We start from the raw sequence: 15771 nt of genomic DNA, 5'->3' as shown, positions 1-15771 counted from the left end.
TCCACCAGCCGTTTCGGCGGCTGATTTTTCCCCTTCCCTTTCTGCGAACAACCTACAATTAAAGTATTCCCTGTTGCTATCAGGAGGGGATGCCATGAACACACATCATCTGCTTTATACCGCCACGATCCTCGCGACGCTCTCTTTCTCGGCCTACGCCAGCCCAGTACCTCGCGACGTCCCCAGCGGGCCATTCCGCCCGGTTGGCACCGTCACGGTAAGCGGCGCCAGCAGCCTGGATGATTTACAACGACAGCTTGCCGATAAGGCGCATCAAGCAGGGGCGAAAGCCTTTGTGGTAGATGTTGCCGGTGGCAAGAACAAGCTGTTTGGTTCGGCAACGCTATACGATTAACCGCCAGGCCCGCGCACTATCCGGAGACCTCACGCCGACCGGCGAGCGGCGAGCGGCACGACTGCGGGTAATCCCCCTCAACTATGTAAGTTTCATGTGCGAAAAATTAAGAAAATGTAAATCAATGTATTTATTTTTAGCTCAATGAGTGATAAAAAGTCACGCGTTTTGATAATGCTTCTCACAATCATTATCAAATTCATTTAATAAAAATTAAGCAACCTGCAGTGGCAAAGGGACAAGACGTGCCCGGCTGTCATCATTTACATCGTAAATTAAAAATTATAAGACGCTCATTGATATGGAAAAAAATCGCACAACCCCGTTCAGTAGCTTTAGTTCGCTCACCATTTTCACCGGATTATGCCTTGGCTTAACGCCTGCTGCCCAGGCTGAAGAAAGTAAAGAGAAGAGCGCTGGTGATACGCTGGTCGTTGAAGCACAGGCACCTTCCCTGTATGCCCCAACTAAATCGGCAGACCCGAAATTCAGCCGTCCAATTGCGGATACCACCCGTACCGTCACCGTGATTTCCGAGCAGGTGCTTAAAGATCAGGGCGCAACCAACCTGACCGACGCGCTGAAAAACGTGCCGGGCGTAGGGGCATTCTTTGCCGGTGAAAACGGCAACTCATCCACCGGCGATACCATCTACATGCGCGGCGCGGATACCTCAAACAGCATCTACGTTGATGGCGTTCGTGATATCGGCAGCGTCACCCGCGATACGTTCAACACTGAACAGGTAGAAGTGATTAAGGGGCCGTCCGGTTCGGACTATGGCCGCAGCGCACCGACCGGTTCTATCAACATGATCAGCAAACAGCCGCGTCTGGACTCAGGTATCGATGCCTCAGCAAGCATTGGCAGCGCGTGGTATCGCCGCGGTACGCTGGATCTTAACGAAGCGATTGGCGAAACCACCGCCGTGCGTTTAAACCTGATGGGCGAGAAAACCCACGACGCTGGCCGCGATAATGTTAAAAATGAGCGCTACGGCATTGCGCCATCTATCGCCTTTGGTCTGGGTACACAAAACCGCCTGTACCTCAACTATCTGCACGTGAAGCAGAATAATACGCCGGATGGCGGCGTACCGACCGTCGGCCTGCCGGGCTACTCCGCGCCTAACGCCAAAACGTCAGCGCTTAACTCTTCCGGTAAAGTCGATACCCATAACTTCTATGGCACCAACTCGGATTACGACGACTCGACGACCAATACGGCGACGATGCGTTTCGAGCACGATTTCAACGACACCACCACCATCCGCAATACCACCCGCTGGTCGCAGATCAAGCAAGATTACATGATGACGGCGATGATGGGCGGGGCCAGCAATATCGGCATGCCTGACCCGAACAACGTCAATACCTGGACCTGGACGCGCAACATCAACACCAAAGATGTCAGCAACAAGATCCTGACCAACCAGACCAACCTGACGTCGAAGTTCTATACCGGTTCCGTCGGGCACGATATCAGCACCGGCGTGGAATTTACCCACGAGCAGCAGACCAACTACGGCGTGTATCCGTTTACCGCACCGCCGGTAAATCTGTACAACCCAAACAGCAATATCTCGCTGGGCGGCCTGCAGCGTAGCGGGGCAAACTCGAATGGACAGACCGACACTTTCGGTATCTACGCCTTTGATACCCTGCAAATTACCCAGGATTTCGAGCTTAACGGCGGCATTCGTCTTGATAGCTACCACACCGAGTACGACAGCGCCTCTCTGTGCGGCGGTACCGGTCGCGGCGCAGTTGCCTGTCCGGCTGGCGTGGCGAAAAACTCCCCTGTCACCACCGTGGACGCCACCAAGTCAGGTAATCTGGTTAACTGGAAAGCTGGCGCGCTGTATCACCTGACACAAAACGGCAATGTTTACGTTAACTACGGCATCTCGCAGCAGCCTCCGGGCGGCAGCAACTTCGCGCTGGCAGCAGGCGGCACCGGTAGCAGCGCTAACCGTACCGACTTCAAACCGCAGAAAGCCAAAACCAGCGAAGTGGGCACCAAATGGGAGGTGCTGGATAAGCGTCTGCTGTTGTCTGCCGCGGTCTTCCGCACGGATATTGAGAACGACGTTGAAGCCAACGACGATGGCACCTACTCCCAGTACGGTACCAAACGCGTAGAGGGTTACGAACTGTCCGTTGCTGGTAACATCACGCCAGCATGGCAGGTGATTGGTGGCTTCACCCAGCAGCGTGCTTCCGTACGTGAAGGCGCAGAAGTTGCTCAGGACGGCACCACTTCGCTGCCATACACACCGGAACATGCCTTCACTCTGTGGAGCCAGTACCAGGCCACTGACGCTATCTCTGTAGGCGCAGGCGCACGTTATATTGGCAGCATGCACCGTGGTAAAGATGGCGCCGTCGGAACGCCGTCCTATACCGAAAGCTATTGGGTTGCCGATGCTAAGCTTGGCTATCGCGTCAACAGCACGCTTGACCTGCAGCTGAACGTTTACAACCTGTTTGATACCAATTATGTTTCTTCCATCAACAAAAGTGGCTATCGCTACCACCCGGGCGAACCGAGAACCTTCGCGTTAACGGCTAACGTTCACTTCTAAGTTATACCGTGGGGCGCAAGCCCCACTTTCTTTTTCAGGAGAGACCTCATGATGTACCGTATTCCCGGCGTGCTGAGCGAACAGGAAGTCCGTTATCTTGTTGATGAGCTTAACCAAGCCGAGTGGGTAGATGGCCGGGCAACCGTCGGCGCACAGGGGGCTCAGGTCAAGAATAACCAGCAGGTGGATACCCGCAGCGAGCGTTATACCCAACTACAGGCGAAAGTTCTGGAGGCGGTCAACCGCCATTCGCTGTTCTTCGCCGCCGCGCTGCCAAAAACCATCTCCAGCCCGTTGTTTAATCGCTATCAGCAGCAAGAGACCTACGGTTTCCACGTAGACGGCGCTGTACGCCAGCATCCGCACAGCGGCTGGATGCGTACCGACCTCTCGGCCACGCTGTTTTTATCTGATCCGGCGAGCTACGACGGCGGCGAGCTGACTATCAACGATACCTATGGCCAGCATTCGGTAAAACTACCGGCGGGCGATCTGGTTCTCTATCCGTCAAGCAGCCTGCACTGCGTTACGCCGGTAACACGCGGCGTGCGGGTGGCGTCGTTTATGTGGATCCAGTCAATGATCCGCGATGATAAACGGCGTGCGATGCTGTTTGAACTCGACGGGAATATCCAGTCGCTGAAAAGCCGCCACGGTGAATCCGCAGAGGCGCTCTCCCTGCTGAATCTGTACCACAACCTGCTGCGGGAATGGTCTGAGATCTAAAACGCCCAATATCACTCAAAATAGATGAAAAAGATGGGCCGTTAAATCAAAGCGCGGCGCGGGCTAAAGCTCGGCCGCCAGGGATGATAAAAAGAGCGAGACAAAAACTTACTAACAGCACACAAATAAGCATATAATCTGGAATCCACGCGGCAAAACCAGTTTCAATAACGAATCTATACCGTAATATACAGAGCAATCGATTATCTTTACGAGCACGCTTTTTGGCAAATAAAGTGGCAAATCGTGCCTTCGATAGCGCAAAAACCATCCAGACCTTCACAAACACATTCACGTCGCAAATATTTTATTAATAATCAATAAATTAATAATCATTCAATTTTTTTGATTATCGACATCAATTCTCTTCGATTTATTCCGTCAAACAAAAACGTGATACTTATCACATCGACAGAACATCGTCCCCTGAACGGAATAACCTGCGAGAGATTAATTATGAAAAACATTAAATATGCTGTTGCTGCAATCGCCCTGTCTGCCCTGTCATTTGGTGCCTTCGCTGCACAACCTGTCACCCAGACCCAGGCACAGAAAATGAATGAAATGGGTACTGTGTCCGTAGACGGCGCAAGCACTCTGGATGGAATGGAAGCTCAGCTGGCACAGAAAGCTGCCGCAGCGGGTGCTTCCGGCTACGCCATCACTTCTGCTAACACCAACAACAAAGTTAGCGGTACTGCAGTTATCTACAAATAATTGCCAACCCTGTTATACCCCGTGAGTCGACCGCTCGCGGGTGCTCCAACCCTCATTGAACTTGTTGATACCCTTTTTTGCCCGGCTGCCACGCCGGGCTTTTTTTTGCGTAAAATTCAGCAAATAGGATGAGATGACGTGATGCTCCCGGGGAAACTACGGGGGTTAGTAAGCCTGCGCGACGCGTGCTAAACCGTCTTCAAGTGAGTTCACTTCACCGGCTGCCAGCAGACAGCAGGCGAGCTGTATTTTCAGCGACTGAGGTACTGGCTCGACGCCAGCAACGCAGCGTTCAATCCAACGAGCGGTGGTTTCCGGATCTTTTGCTGACGGGAGCGCTACCGGATCTTCCGGCTGCTCGCTTTGCCGCTCGGCAACCACCCGCGCGCCTTGCCCATCAATCAGCGTAATCTGCGGGCAACGCTGAGGATTGGCATAAACCTCCCCTTCCGTGCCGTGCATCAGCAGGCTACGCCCGCCAATATCGCTAAAGAATTTGGCAACTTTGGTCACGTATTCCGGGTGCGATACGCTCGACAAGCGCAGCGCCGCGTCTTCCGCAAACGGTGTAATCAACTTAGCCAGCGAGTGCGCGCTATTGCGCACCCCGAGCTGCCAGCGCATGGCCAGCTGTTTTTCTATTGGCGGGCAGATTGCGCCCACGGGAATAAAGACCGGCTGATGACCGTCAAGTTTCGCCTGCGCCTGCCCGGCATGATGGGTTGGTGCAATCCCCATCAGCTCAAAAATCGTCTCCGTCAGCACGCGCGTTGGATCTTCGCTCACGCCGTGCACCACCACCGGGAACCCCAGTTTGTGCAGCAGCATCGCCAACAGCGGCGTGAGGTTCGCCTGCTTACGCGCGCCGTTGTAGCTTGGGATAACAATCGGCATCGGTTTGCCCACCGGCGGCGTCAGACGAATAGTCTGCTGCTGCATGGCCTCGTAAAAGCCGAGCATCTCCGCTTCACCCTCGCCCTTAATGCGCATAGAGAGCAGAATGGCACCCATTTCCAGACTCGGAACCTCACCCGCAAGCATTCGGGTGTATAAGCTACGCGCGGTATCTTTATCCAAATCACGCGCGTGATTTTTGCCTCGGCCGATCTCTTTGATGATTATGCGGTAATCCATTGCGACTCCTGTTGAATGCTCATACGACGCTCAGACGGGCTAGCGTTTTCTACGCCGCGGCGATTTCGCTTTCGTCTTCTGCTTCACTTCCGATACTTCCGATACTTCCGGCACTTCCGGTCTTTCAATGGGAAAAACCGGTAACGCATTCAGTAAACGCTGACCGTAGTTTTTGGTCAACAACCGCTTATCGTAGATAATGACTTCACCCCAGCAGCCGTGGCTACGGATTAAACGCCCGACCTGCTGTATCAGGTTAAACGATGCGCTGGGCAGGCTCTGTACCTCAAAAGGATAGCGATTGAGGCTTTTCAGCCATTCGCCCTCGGTAATCACCACCGGGCTGTCGATAGGCGGGAAAGCGATTTTGTGAATATGCACCTGGCTTAGCAGTTCACCTTTCAGATCGAGCCCTTCAGCAAAAGATTGCAGCCCCACCAGCACGCTATATTCGCCGCTCTCTACCCGTTTACGGTGCAGCTCTACCAGCCGGTAGCGCGGCTGATCGCCCTGTACCAACAGCATCAGACGTAGATCGGTCACATGCTCAAGGAAGCGCTGCATCGCCCGTCCGCTGGCGAACAGCACCAGCATTCCGTGGTGCTTTTTACTCTCAACCTGCTGGCGGAAATAGGCCGCCATCTCAGCAATGTGCTGCTCTTCATGGTCGATAAGCGGTTCATACTTCATCTGCGGGATGATGATTTTGCCCTGCTCAACGTGGTTGAACGGCGAATCCAGCGCCACAAAGCGGTCGCCGGCCTTCTCTTTCAGCCCGCTCATCTCTTGCAGGCGTGAGAAACTATTGAGCGAGCGCAGCGTCGCGGAAGTCACCACAATATGCGGCACGCTGCGCCACAGCAGGCGTTCAAGCTGGTCGCTCACGCGGATCCCTACACAGTGGAACCAGGCGTGCATCTGCCCGTCACGGGTATCTCGGGTGGCCCATTTAGTGACCGGTGCCCCCGAAGCCTGCGACAAAGACGCCAACCGCCACAGCTTGCTTTGTGATTCGAACATCCCCAGCGCGCGGTTCATCTGCAAAATCACCCGATGCAGCCTGACAATATCGTGGCTGCCGGTTTTTTCGCTGAGATCGTTTAAAAACAGCTCCGCTAATCCGCGCAGCATTTCAGTCAGTTTCGCCAACCGCTGACAGATTTCCATCACCTCATCCGGCAGCTCGCCCATTGGGAAGCGGTGTTCCGCCTCCTGGGTAGCGGGAAGATACAGGTTAAGAATGTTGTTCAGGGAAGCGATCAGTTCGTAGAGCTCTTCGCAATGCGCGGTGAGCCGCTCAGGTAGCGCCAACGGCGGCGTAGTTTTCGGACGGAACTGCTCCATGCAGGTCGCCACCAGTTTGCCAAAGAGGTCGAGCTGCAGGCGATACCACGGCGCGGTTATCTCGGCGCTCATCTCCAGCGCATCGCGGGCGACGTCCGGCAGGTGGTGCCCTTCATCGAGCACCAGCAGCAGGTTTTTCGGCTCCGGCAGCACCGCCTCGCTCTCCATCGCCGCCATCACCAGCGCATGGTTGGCGACCACAACTTCCGCTTCCTGAATTTCCCGACGGGCGACAAAGAACGGACATTCGCGATAGTAATGACAGTTACGGTTCAGGCAGCTGGCTTTATCGGTGCTCAGGCGCCGCCACAGGTCGTCATCAATCGCCACATCGGTGTGATCGCGCAGGCCGTCCCACTTGTAGCTATCAAGATCCCCTTTCAGCTTCGCGCAGCGCTTCTGCTCTTCCTGATTGTTCGGCGTCAGTTCATCTTCCAGAAAGGCGAGCAGATCTTGCTGAGTGGGGTCGGTACTGGCGAGCGCCGACAGATTCCGCGTGCAGACATAACGCCCGCGGCCAAAAGCGGCGGTAAAACGTAAATCGGGGATGATTTTGCGCAGCAGCGGCAGGTCTTTACTGTAGATTTGATCCTGCAGCGCGACGTTGGCGGTACTCACCACCAGCGTTTTTTGTTCTTCGCGGGCAATCGCAATGCCGGGGATCAGATAGGACAGGGTTTTCCCGACGCCGGTCGGCGCTTCAATCGCCAGATGTCGCCCTTCTTCCCCTGCCAGCGTTTTGGCGACGTCGGCAATCATCTGCCGCTGCGGCGCACGGGGGATAAAGTCGGGGATCTGTTCCTGGAGCGCCTTGTACCAGGCGGCAATTTGCGCTTTTAGCGCAGCGGTCAAAGCCATGAGAAAACCTGAGATACTGTATAAACAGCCACTATTGTGACATTTTCTGCTCGCTGCCGCAAAAAAGAAAGCCCGGCTTTCGGCCGGGCTCGCAATTTACTGCGCCGCTGCAGGTTTACGCGGGCGACGCGGTGGACGTGGCTTATCGCCTGCCGGTTTGCCTTCCGCACTACGCGGTTTGGCTTTCGGCGCCCCACCGTCGGTACGACGTGGCTGCTGCTGGCTGCGACCAGCGCCCTGGCTCTGGCCCTGACGACCACGGCCGCCGCCGTTACCACCGCCGCGCTGCTGACGGCCATTCTGGATAGGCTCAGCCTTGATAGACGGATCCGGCTCGTAGCCCGCCAGCGCAATACGCGGGATCTCTTTTTTCAGCAGACGCTCAATATCGCGCAGCAGTTTAATTTCATCCACGCACACCAGTGACAGTGCTTCACCGGTTGCCGCCGCACGGCCAGTACGGCCAATACGGTGGACATAATCCTCCGGTACGTTTGGCAGTTCGAAGTTCACCACGTGCGGCAGTTCTTCGATATCCAGGCCACGCGCGGCGATATCGGTCGCCACCAGCACACGAATATCGCCAGATTTAAAATCAGCCAGCGCGCGGGTACGCGCACCCTGTGATTTGTTGCCGTGGATTGCGGCGCTGCGGATGCCGTCTTTATTCAGCTGTTCCGCCAGGTGGTTGGCCCCGTGTTTGGTACGGGTGAAGACCAGCACCTGTTGCCAGTTGCCTTCGCCAATCATCTGCGACAGCAGTTCGCGTTTACGCTTTTTATCCACCATGTGGACATGCTGCGTCACCTGTTCAGAGGCAGTGTTGCGGCGCGCGACTTCAATTTCCAGCGGATTGGTCAGCAGTTTTTCAGCCAGCGCTTTGATGTCGTCAGAGAAGGTCGCGGAGAACAGCAGGTTCTGACGCTTAGCCGGCAGCTTAGTCAGCACGCGACGGATGTCATGGATGAAGCCCATATCCAGCATGCGGTCGGCTTCATCAAGCACCAGAATCTCAACCTGATCGAGTTTCACGGCGTTTTGATGTTCCAGATCCAGCAGGCGGCCTGGGGTTGCCACCAGCACGTCCACGCCGCTACGCAGTTTCATCATCTGTGGGTTAATACTCACACCACCGAAAACCACCAGCGAACGAATGTTCAGGTAGCGGCTGTATTCGCGAACGTTTTCGCCAATCTGCGCGGCCAGCTCACGGGTTGGGGTCAGGATCAGCGCACGCACCGGGCGACGGCCCTTCACGTGCGGCTCACGAGAAACCAGCGTCTGCAGCAGCGGCAGGGTAAAACCTGCGGTTTTGCCGGTACCGGTTTGCGCGCTCGCCATCAGATCTCGGCCCTGCAGTACAGCAGGAATCGCCTGCTGCTGAATGGGGGTGGGTTCCTGGTAGCCTTGCTCAGCAACGGCACGCAGAATTTCGGGGTTCAATCCGAGGGAATCAAAAGACATAAATACTCCACACCCACCCCGACCGCACGCGGTGTAGTTTTCGAGGGGATAAAAAACGAGGGAATGACAAAAACCACAATGTCATGAAGGGGCGGAGTGTAGCAGTTTTTGTGATACACCGCATAAATTATCCCCTTAACGATGGAAAACAAGATTATTCACCAGACTGGACAAGATTAAAAACTCAGCATAAAGTTAATCAATCGATTGATTAACTTTTGGTGGCAATAATGAATGTGACGCCGATAACCAGCAAAGGTGAGCAGGCCAAAAGCCAACTCATCGCCGCAGCCCTCGCCCAGTTCGGCGAGTATGGCCTACATGCCACCACTCGTGATATTGCGGCGCAAGCCGGGCAGAACATCGCCGCCATCACCTACTATTTTGGCTCAAAAGAAGATTTATACCAGGCCTGCGCGCAGTGGATTGCCGATTTCATCGGTGAGAACTTCCGCCCGCACACTGAGGCGGCGGAACGCCTCTTTGCCCAGCCGCAGCCCGATCGGGAGGCTATCCGTACGCTTATCCTGCAAGCCTGTGAAAACATGATTTTGCTGCTGACTCATGACGATACTCTGAGCCTCAGTAAATTTATCTCCCGTGAGCAGCTGTCGCCGACCGCCGCCTACCAACGTATTCACGACCAGGTCATTGCCCCGCTGCACGCGCACCTTACCCGGCTGATCGCCGCCTACACCGGCTGCGACGCCACCAGTACGCAGATGATCTTGCATACCCACGCCTTGATTGGTGAAGTGCTGGCCTTCCGGCTGGGGCGGGAAACCATTCTGATGCGCACCGGCTGGTCGCAGTTTGATGCCGATAAGACCGCGCAGATATACCAGGTCGTGACCTGTCATATCGATCTTATTTTGCAAGGATTAACTCAAAGGAGCCTGAAGTGATGAAAAAACCGGTCGCCCTTATTCTGGCCGTTGCCGTCCTCGTCGCCTTGATTGGCGGCGGGGCGTGGTGGTATCAAAGCCTGCAAAATATCGGACTCACTCTGTACGGTAATGTCGATATTCGTACCGTCAATATGAGTTTCCGCGTCGGCGGGCGTCTGCAATCCTTGAGCGTTGACGAAGGGGATGCGATTAAACAAGGACAAACGCTCGGGCAACTGGATAAAGCGCCGTATGAGAACGCGTTGATGCAGGCCAAAGCCAACGTCGCTACCGCGCAGGCGCAGTACGACCTGATGATGGCCGGTTATCGGGCGGAAGAAATAGCCCAGGCCGCCGCCGCGGTCAAACAGGCACAGGCCGCCTATGACTATGCGCAAAGCTACTTACAGCGCCAGCAGGGGCTGTGGAATAGCCGCCTGTTGTCCGCCAACGATCTGGCTAACGCCCGTTCGTCCCGCGACCAGGCGTTCGCTTCACTGAAAGCGGCACAGGATAAATTAAGCCAGTATCGCGCGGGTAATCGTCCACAGGAAATTGCCCAGGCTAAGGCCAGCCTTGAACAAGCGCAGGCGCAACTGGCCCAATCGACGCTAGACCTGCAGGACACCGTATTAACCGCCCCGTCCGACGGCACCTTATTAACTCGTGCGGTTGAGCCGGGCAGCATGCTCACTGCGGGCAGCACCGTGCTAACGCTGTCGTTAACCCATCCGGTCTGGGTTCGCGCCTACATCGATGAGAAGAACCTCAACCAGGCGCAGCCGGGCCGTGAAATTCTGCTGTATACCGATGGTCGCCCGGATAAGCCTTATCACGGCAAAATTGGTTTTGTTTCGCCAACCGCTGAATTCACGCCAAAAACGGTAGAAACGCCGGACCTGCGTACCGACCTCGTCTACCGCCTGCGTATTATCGTCACCGATGCCGACGATAGTCTGCGTCAGGGAATGCCGGTGACGCTGAAATTTAGCGACGAGCCGCGCCATGAGTAAACATCAGATCCAGCTACACGGGCTGGTTAAACAGTTCGCTGGCATGAACAAACCGGCGGTCGCCCGGCTGGACTGCACCATTCAATCGGGCTACGTCACTGGGCTTGTCGGGCCAGACGGCGCGGGGAAAACCACCCTGATGCGGATGCTCGCCGGGCTATTGAAACCAGATGCTGGCAGCGCGACGGTGCTGGGGCTTGACCCAATCGCCGACGATAGTGCCCTGCACGCGGTACTCGGCTATATGCCACAAAAATTTGGTCTGTATGAAGACCTGACGGTCATGGAGAACCTCAATCTCTACGCTGACCTGCGCAGCGTTACCGGCGAAATCCGCGAGAAAATCTTCGCCAGGCTGCTGGAGTTTACCTCGCTCGGGCCCTTTACCTCGCGGCTGGCGGGTAAGCTTTCCGGCGGCATGAAACAAAAACTCGGGCTGGCCTGTACGTTGGTCGGTGAGCCGAAAGTGCTGCTGCTTGATGAACCCGGCGTTGGCGTCGACCCGATTTCCCGCCGTGAGCTGTGGCAGATGGTGCACGAGCTGGCGGGTGACGGGATGTTGATTCTCTGGAGTACCTCCTATCTCGACGAGGCCGAGCAGTGCCAGGACGTACTGCTGCTGAACGAAGGCGAGCTGCTGTATCAGGGCGAGCCGACCGCCCTCACCCGCACCATGGCCGGGCGCAGCTTTCTGATGCACAGTCCAGTTGAGAATAACCGCAAGCTGTTACAGCGGACGCTGAAACAAGAGATGGTCAGTGACGGCATGATTCAGGGTCGCTCGGTGCGGGCGATTCTTAAAAAATCTGCCACTGCCGACGATTTGAGACAGGCGCCGGGAATGCCGGAACTAGAGATAGAAGAAACGACACCGCGCTTTGAAGATGCGTTTATCGATCTGCTGGGCGGTGCGGGCACGTCGGAGTCCCCACTCGGCGCGATCCTGCATACCGTTGAAGGCTCAGCGGACGAAACGGTGATTGAAGCGAAACAGCTCACTAAAAAGTTTGGTGATTTTGCCGCCACCGACCACGTCAATTTTGCCGTTAAACGTGGGGAGATTTTCGGCCTGCTGGGGCCCAACGGTGCGGGAAAATCGACAACCTTCAAGATGATGTGCGGTTTGTTAGTCCCCACTTCCGGCAACGCGCTGGTGCTGAATATGGACCTCAAAACCGGCTCCGGCAAAGCGCGTCAGCATTTGGGTTATATGGCGCAGAAATTCTCCCTCTACGGCAACCTGACCGTAGAGCAGAATCTGCGTTTTTTCTCCGGCGTCTACGGTCTGCGTGGTAAAGCGCAAAACGACAAAATCCGCAGTATGAGCGAGGCCTTTGGCCTCGACAATATTGCGCGGCATACCACCGATTCGCTGCCGCTCGGCTTTAAGCAGCGCCTAGCGCTGGCCTGTTCGCTGATGCACGAGCCGGACATTCTGTTTCTTGATGAACCAACGTCGGGCGTTGACCCAATAACTCGCCGCGAATTCTGGCTGCACATCAACAGCATGGTGGAGAAAGGCGTCACCGTGATGGTGACCACCCACTTTATGGATGAAGCGGAGTACTGCGACCGCATCGGGCTGGTCTATCGCGGTAAGCTGATTGCCAGCGGTACGCCGGACGATTTAAAGGCCCAGGCCGCCGATGAACAGCAGCCTGACCCGACGATGGAGCAGGCGTTTATCACCCTGATTAATGATTGGGATAAGGAGCATGCCGATGAGCGTTAAGGCCCTGTCCTGGCGGCGCGTGCGCGCACTGTGCGTGAAAGAGACGCGGCAAATTATTCGCGATCCCAGCAGTTGGCTGATTGCGGTGGTGATCCCGCTGCTTTTACTGTTTATCTTTGGCTACGGTATTAACCTCGACTCCAGCAAGCTGCGGGTCGGCGTACTGCTGGAGCAGCAGAGTAAAGAAGCGCTGGACTTCACCCATACGCTGACCGGCTCCCCCTATATTGATGCCACCATCAGCGATAATCGCGGCCAGCTGGTTGAGATGATGCAGGCCGGGCGCATTCGCGGATTAGTCGTTGTGCCCGTTGATTTTGATAAAAAGATGACGCGCGTTGGCGACGATGCGCCTATCCAGGTCATTACCGACGGCAGCGAACCCAATACCGCCAACTTCGTGCAGGGCTACGTCGAAGGTATCTGGCAAATCTGGCAAAAACAGCGCGCCGAAGATAACGGTCAGAACTTCGAGCCGCTTATCGATGTGCAGACCCGCTACTGGTTTAACCCGGCGGCCATCAGCCAGCACTTTATTATCCCAGGGGCGATAACCATCATCATGACGGTAATCGGGGCGATCCTGACCTCGCTAGTCATCGCCCGCGAGTGGGAGCGCGGCACCATGGAGGCGCTGCTCTCCACCGAAGTCACCCGCGTCGAGCTACTGCTCTGCAAGCTTATCCCTTACTATTTCCTCGGCATGCTGGCGATGCTGCTGTGTATGCTGGTATCGGTATTTATTCTCGGCGTACCGTATCGCGGGTCGCTCATTATCCTGTTTTTCATCACCAGCCTGTTTTTGCTCAGCACCCTGGGGATGGGTCTATTGATTTCGACCATCACTCGCAACCAGTTTAACGCCGCCCAGGTAGCGCTGAACGCCGCCTTTTTGCCATCGATTATGCTGTCCGGGTTTATTTTCCAGATAGACAGCATGCCCGCGGCGATTCGCATCGTGACCTACATTATTCCGGCGCGCTATTTCGTCAGCACTCTGCAAAGTCTGTTCCTGGCGGGCAATATTCCGGTGGTGCTGATTGTAAACACGCTATTTTTAATCGCTTCGGCGGTGATGTTTATTGGCCTGACGTGGATGAAAACCAAACGTCGATTGGATTAACTCTGGCGCTCATATTTTGCCCGGCGTTTTGCCCTGTAGGCCGGGCAAAGAAAGCGCCACCCGACATAAGGACGGCACAATGTTTTACCGCTTATGGACCCTAATCCGCAAAGAGCTGCAATCGCTGCTGCGCGAGCCGCAGACCCGCGCCATTTTGATAGCGCCAGTGCTGATTCAGGTTCTGTTGTTCCCGTTTGCCGCCACGCTGGAAGTGACCAACGCCACCATTGCCGTCTATAACGAAGACAACGGCAAGCACGCCGTCGAGCTGACCCAGCGCTTTGCGCGGGCCAAAGCCTTTACCCACGTTCTACTGCTGAAAAGCCCGCAGGAGATCCAGCCGACCATCGACACGCAAAAAGCGCTGCTGTTGGTGCGCTTCCCGGCCGATTTCTCGCGTAACCTCGATACCTTCCAGACCGCGCCGATGCAGCTTCTGCTTGATGGGCGTAACTCAAACAGCGCGCAGATTGCCGCCAATTACCTGCAACAAATCGTCAAAAACTACCAGCAGGAATTGCTGGAGGGGAAAGCAAAACCGAATAACAGCGAGCTGGTGGTGCGTAACTGGTATAACCCGAATCTCGACTACAAATGGTTTGTGGTCCCGTCGCTTATCGCCATGATAACCACCATCGGCGTGATGATTGTCACCTCGCTGTCGGTAGCCCGTGAACGCGAACAGGGTACGCTCGATCAGCTATTGGTCTCGCCGCTCGCCACCTGGCAAATCTTCGTCGGCAAAGCGATTCCGGCGCTGATTGTCGCCACCGCGCAGGCCAGCATCGTGCTGGCGGTCGGCATCTGGGCGTATCAAATCCCCTTTGCCGGTTCGCTGGCACTGTTCTACTTCACCATGGTGATTTACGGTTTGTCACTGGTAGGGTTTGGTTTGCTGATTTCATCGCTGTGCTCTACGCAGCAGCAGGCGTTTATCGGCGTGTTTGTCTTTATGATGCCGGCGATTTTGCTATCGGGGTACGTATCCCCGGTGGAAAACATGCCGGTATGGCTGCAGCATCTGACGTGGATAAACCCTATCCGCCATTTCACGGATATCACTAAACAGATTTATTTGAAGGATGCGAGTCTGTCGATTATCTGGGGGAGTTTGTGGCCGCTACTGTTCATAGCGGCCACGACGGGATCAGTGGCGTACGCGATGTTTCGCCGCAAGATCGCCTGAGGATTTATCTTTCACCAGCAGCGAGAATACGGCTGGCCCCGCAAGGATCGCCAGCCCAGCCAGCGCCAGCAGAAAGTGATTTTGCAGAACGCGCGAAAGCAGCCAGACGGCAATCATCGCGGCGCCAAAATACCAGGTGGTCGTCAGCTCTTCAAACACATCGGCGACATCTCGCCAGCGTTTATCATGGTGACGCTGCAGTGCCAGCATCAACACGACGCTTACGGCATACAGCACGCACAGGCCTAATCCAACGCGCACTAACGCGCCGCTCATCCAGCCCATAACCAACACGGCGACGACCAGTAAATGCAACATAATCTGCCAGCAACCTAGCCCGGTTGCGACACGAATTCGTTGTTGCCACTTCATGGCTTCTCTCCTGAAGAATTTTATTTGCTTATTCAGAGTACTCAAGTTTACGGAAAATTCCGTAAAGGTGCTTCTTTTTGTGACAGTGGTGTCACAATTTGCTCAGGAAGAGAGCGATCTGGGTGTTTTTTCAGCAGTCGTTGCTGTCAGTGGCCAAAGATAATATTCAACATACCTATCATTACCTCACGGAGAGAGGCAACGACACGGCGGTTATCTAGTGGGATGTTTACCTCAATCGTGGTGATCATACCGCAAACAGTCATGATGATATCG

13 protein-coding genes are annotated in these 15771 nt (G+C 55.3%); 9 read left to right on the top strand and 4 right to left on the bottom strand.

Going from position 1 to position 15771, the window contains the following annotated elements; all coding sequences use genetic code 11:
• Window positions 1–94 precede the first annotated feature (94 nt).
• The 4 genes from ABOC97_RS04750 (at window position 95) to ybiJ (ending at window position 4382) form a co-directional block, all read left to right on the top strand.
• Entirely contained in the window at window positions 95–355 is a 261-nt protein-coding gene (locus ABOC97_RS04750; RefSeq protein WP_349594637.1) for a YdgH/BhsA/McbA-like domain containing protein, read from the top strand.
• A 301-nt stretch (window positions 356–656) separates the two neighbouring features.
• Window positions 657–2939, top strand: coding sequence for a catecholate siderophore receptor Fiu (locus ABOC97_RS04745; protein WP_349594635.1), 2283 nt, complete (start codon window positions 657–659; stop codon window positions 2937–2939).
• A 48-nt stretch (window positions 2940–2987) separates the two neighbouring features.
• Complete coding sequence (gene ybiX, locus ABOC97_RS04740) at window positions 2988–3665, top strand: PKHD-type hydroxylase YbiX (protein ID WP_234504942.1); 678 nt, start codon at window positions 2988–2990, stop codon at window positions 3663–3665.
• A gap of 456 nt (window positions 3666–4121) precedes the next feature.
• Window positions 4122–4382, top strand: coding sequence for a DUF1471 family protein YbiJ (gene ybiJ, locus ABOC97_RS04735; protein ID WP_234504943.1), 261 nt, complete (start codon window positions 4122–4124; stop codon window positions 4380–4382).
• Window positions 4383–4547: 165 nt separating this feature from the next.
• On the opposite strand, the gene ybiB is transcribed toward ybiJ, so the two are convergent.
• From ybiB to rhlE, 3 genes are all read right to left on the bottom strand, one after another.
• Window positions 4548–5516 carry a DNA-binding protein YbiB gene (gene ybiB / locus ABOC97_RS04730; RefSeq protein WP_349594631.1) on the bottom strand — a complete coding sequence of 323 codons (969 nt, stop codon included), beginning with the start codon at window positions 5514–5516 and terminating at the stop codon, window positions 4548–4550.
• 39 nt (window positions 5517–5555) lie between these two features.
• Complete coding sequence (gene dinG, locus ABOC97_RS04725; RefSeq protein ID WP_349594628.1) at window positions 5556–7718, bottom strand: ATP-dependent DNA helicase DinG; 2163 nt, start codon at window positions 7716–7718, stop codon at window positions 5556–5558.
• 96 nt (window positions 7719–7814) lie between these two features.
• Window positions 7815–9182 (bottom strand): ATP-dependent RNA helicase RhlE, encoded by a 1368-nt coding sequence (rhlE, locus tag ABOC97_RS04720; RefSeq protein WP_349594625.1) that lies wholly within the window; start codon window positions 9180–9182, stop codon window positions 7815–7817.
• A gap of 230 nt (window positions 9183–9412) precedes the next feature.
• Here rhlE and cecR point away from each other — a divergent pair, with 230 nt between their 5' ends.
• The 5 genes from cecR to ABOC97_RS04695 all read left to right on the top strand — a co-directional run bounded on the left by cecR (window position 9413) and on the right by ABOC97_RS04695 (window position 15123).
• Window positions 9413–10087, top strand: coding sequence for a transcriptional regulator CecR (gene cecR, locus ABOC97_RS04715; RefSeq protein WP_349594623.1), 675 nt, complete (start codon window positions 9413–9415; stop codon window positions 10085–10087).
• On the top strand, window positions 10087–11082 hold the full coding sequence (gene hlyD, locus ABOC97_RS04710; protein WP_349594951.1) for a secretion protein HlyD: 996 nt from the start codon (window positions 10087–10089) through the stop codon (window positions 11080–11082). The genes cecR and hlyD overlap by 1 nt, the downstream gene beginning before the upstream one ends.
• Window positions 11075–12814 (top strand): ATP-binding cassette domain-containing protein, encoded by a 1740-nt coding sequence (locus tag ABOC97_RS04705; RefSeq protein WP_349594620.1) that lies wholly within the window; start codon window positions 11075–11077, stop codon window positions 12812–12814. Before hlyD ends, ABOC97_RS04705 begins: the two co-directional genes overlap by 8 nt.
• A complete protein-coding gene (locus ABOC97_RS04700; protein WP_234504956.1) occupies window positions 12804–13937 on the top strand; it encodes an ABC transporter permease in 1134 nt (377 codons plus the stop codon). The genes ABOC97_RS04705 and ABOC97_RS04700 overlap by 11 nt, the downstream gene beginning before the upstream one ends.
• Window positions 13938–14016: 79 nt before the next feature.
• A complete protein-coding gene (locus ABOC97_RS04695) occupies window positions 14017–15123 on the top strand; it encodes an ABC transporter permease (protein WP_234504958.1) in 1107 nt (368 codons plus the stop codon).
• On the opposite strand, the gene ABOC97_RS04690 is transcribed toward ABOC97_RS04695, so the two are convergent.
• A complete protein-coding gene (locus tag ABOC97_RS04690; RefSeq protein ID WP_349594616.1) occupies window positions 15085–15495 on the bottom strand; it encodes a YbhQ family protein in 411 nt (136 codons plus the stop codon). The two genes, ABOC97_RS04695 and ABOC97_RS04690, sit on opposite strands and share 39 nt — an antisense overlap.
• Window positions 15496–15771: the final 276 nt, after the last annotated feature.

This window comes from Kluyvera huaxiensis, assembly GCF_040149365.1.
GTDB classification, from domain to species: Bacteria; Pseudomonadota; Gammaproteobacteria; order Enterobacterales; family Enterobacteriaceae; genus Kluyvera; species Kluyvera intermedia_A.
This window is presented reverse-complemented; position numbering and strand designations above follow the sequence as displayed.

What these genes read in the sequence shown, in the direction of transcription:
- ABOC97_RS04750 (WP_349594637.1), top strand. Translation starts at nt 95, where the DNA reads ATGAACACACATCATCTGCTTTATACCGCCACGATCCTCGCGACGCTC.
- ABOC97_RS04745 (WP_349594635.1), top strand. Translation starts at nt 657, where the DNA reads ATGGAAAAAAATCGCACAACCCCGTTCAGTAGCTTTAGTTCGCTCACC.
- ybiX (WP_234504942.1), top strand. Translation starts at nt 2,988, where the DNA reads ATGATGTACCGTATTCCCGGCGTGCTGAGCGAACAGGAAGTCCGTTAT.
- ybiJ (WP_234504943.1), top strand. Translation starts at nt 4,122, where the DNA reads ATGAAAAACATTAAATATGCTGTTGCTGCAATCGCCCTGTCTGCCCTG.
- ybiB (WP_349594631.1), bottom strand. Translation starts at nt 5,516, where the DNA reads ATGGATTACCGCATAATCATCAAAGAGATCGGCCGAGGCAAAAATCAC.
- dinG (WP_349594628.1), bottom strand. Translation starts at nt 7,718, where the DNA reads ATGGCTTTGACCGCTGCGCTAAAAGCGCAAATTGCCGCCTGGTACAAG.
- rhlE (WP_349594625.1), bottom strand. Translation starts at nt 9,182, where the DNA reads ATGTCTTTTGATTCCCTCGGATTGAACCCCGAAATTCTGCGTGCCGTT.
- cecR (WP_349594623.1), top strand. Translation starts at nt 9,413, where the DNA reads ATGAATGTGACGCCGATAACCAGCAAAGGTGAGCAGGCCAAAAGCCAA.
- hlyD (WP_349594951.1), top strand. Translation starts at nt 10,087, where the DNA reads ATGAAAAAACCGGTCGCCCTTATTCTGGCCGTTGCCGTCCTCGTCGCC.
- ABOC97_RS04705 (WP_349594620.1), top strand. Translation starts at nt 11,075, where the DNA reads ATGAGTAAACATCAGATCCAGCTACACGGGCTGGTTAAACAGTTCGCT.
- ABOC97_RS04700 (WP_234504956.1), top strand. Translation starts at nt 12,804, where the DNA reads ATGAGCGTTAAGGCCCTGTCCTGGCGGCGCGTGCGCGCACTGTGCGTG.
- ABOC97_RS04695 (WP_234504958.1), top strand. Translation starts at nt 14,017, where the DNA reads ATGTTTTACCGCTTATGGACCCTAATCCGCAAAGAGCTGCAATCGCTG.
- ABOC97_RS04690 (WP_349594616.1), bottom strand. Translation starts at nt 15,495, where the DNA reads ATGAAGTGGCAACAACGAATTCGTGTCGCAACCGGGCTAGGTTGCTGG.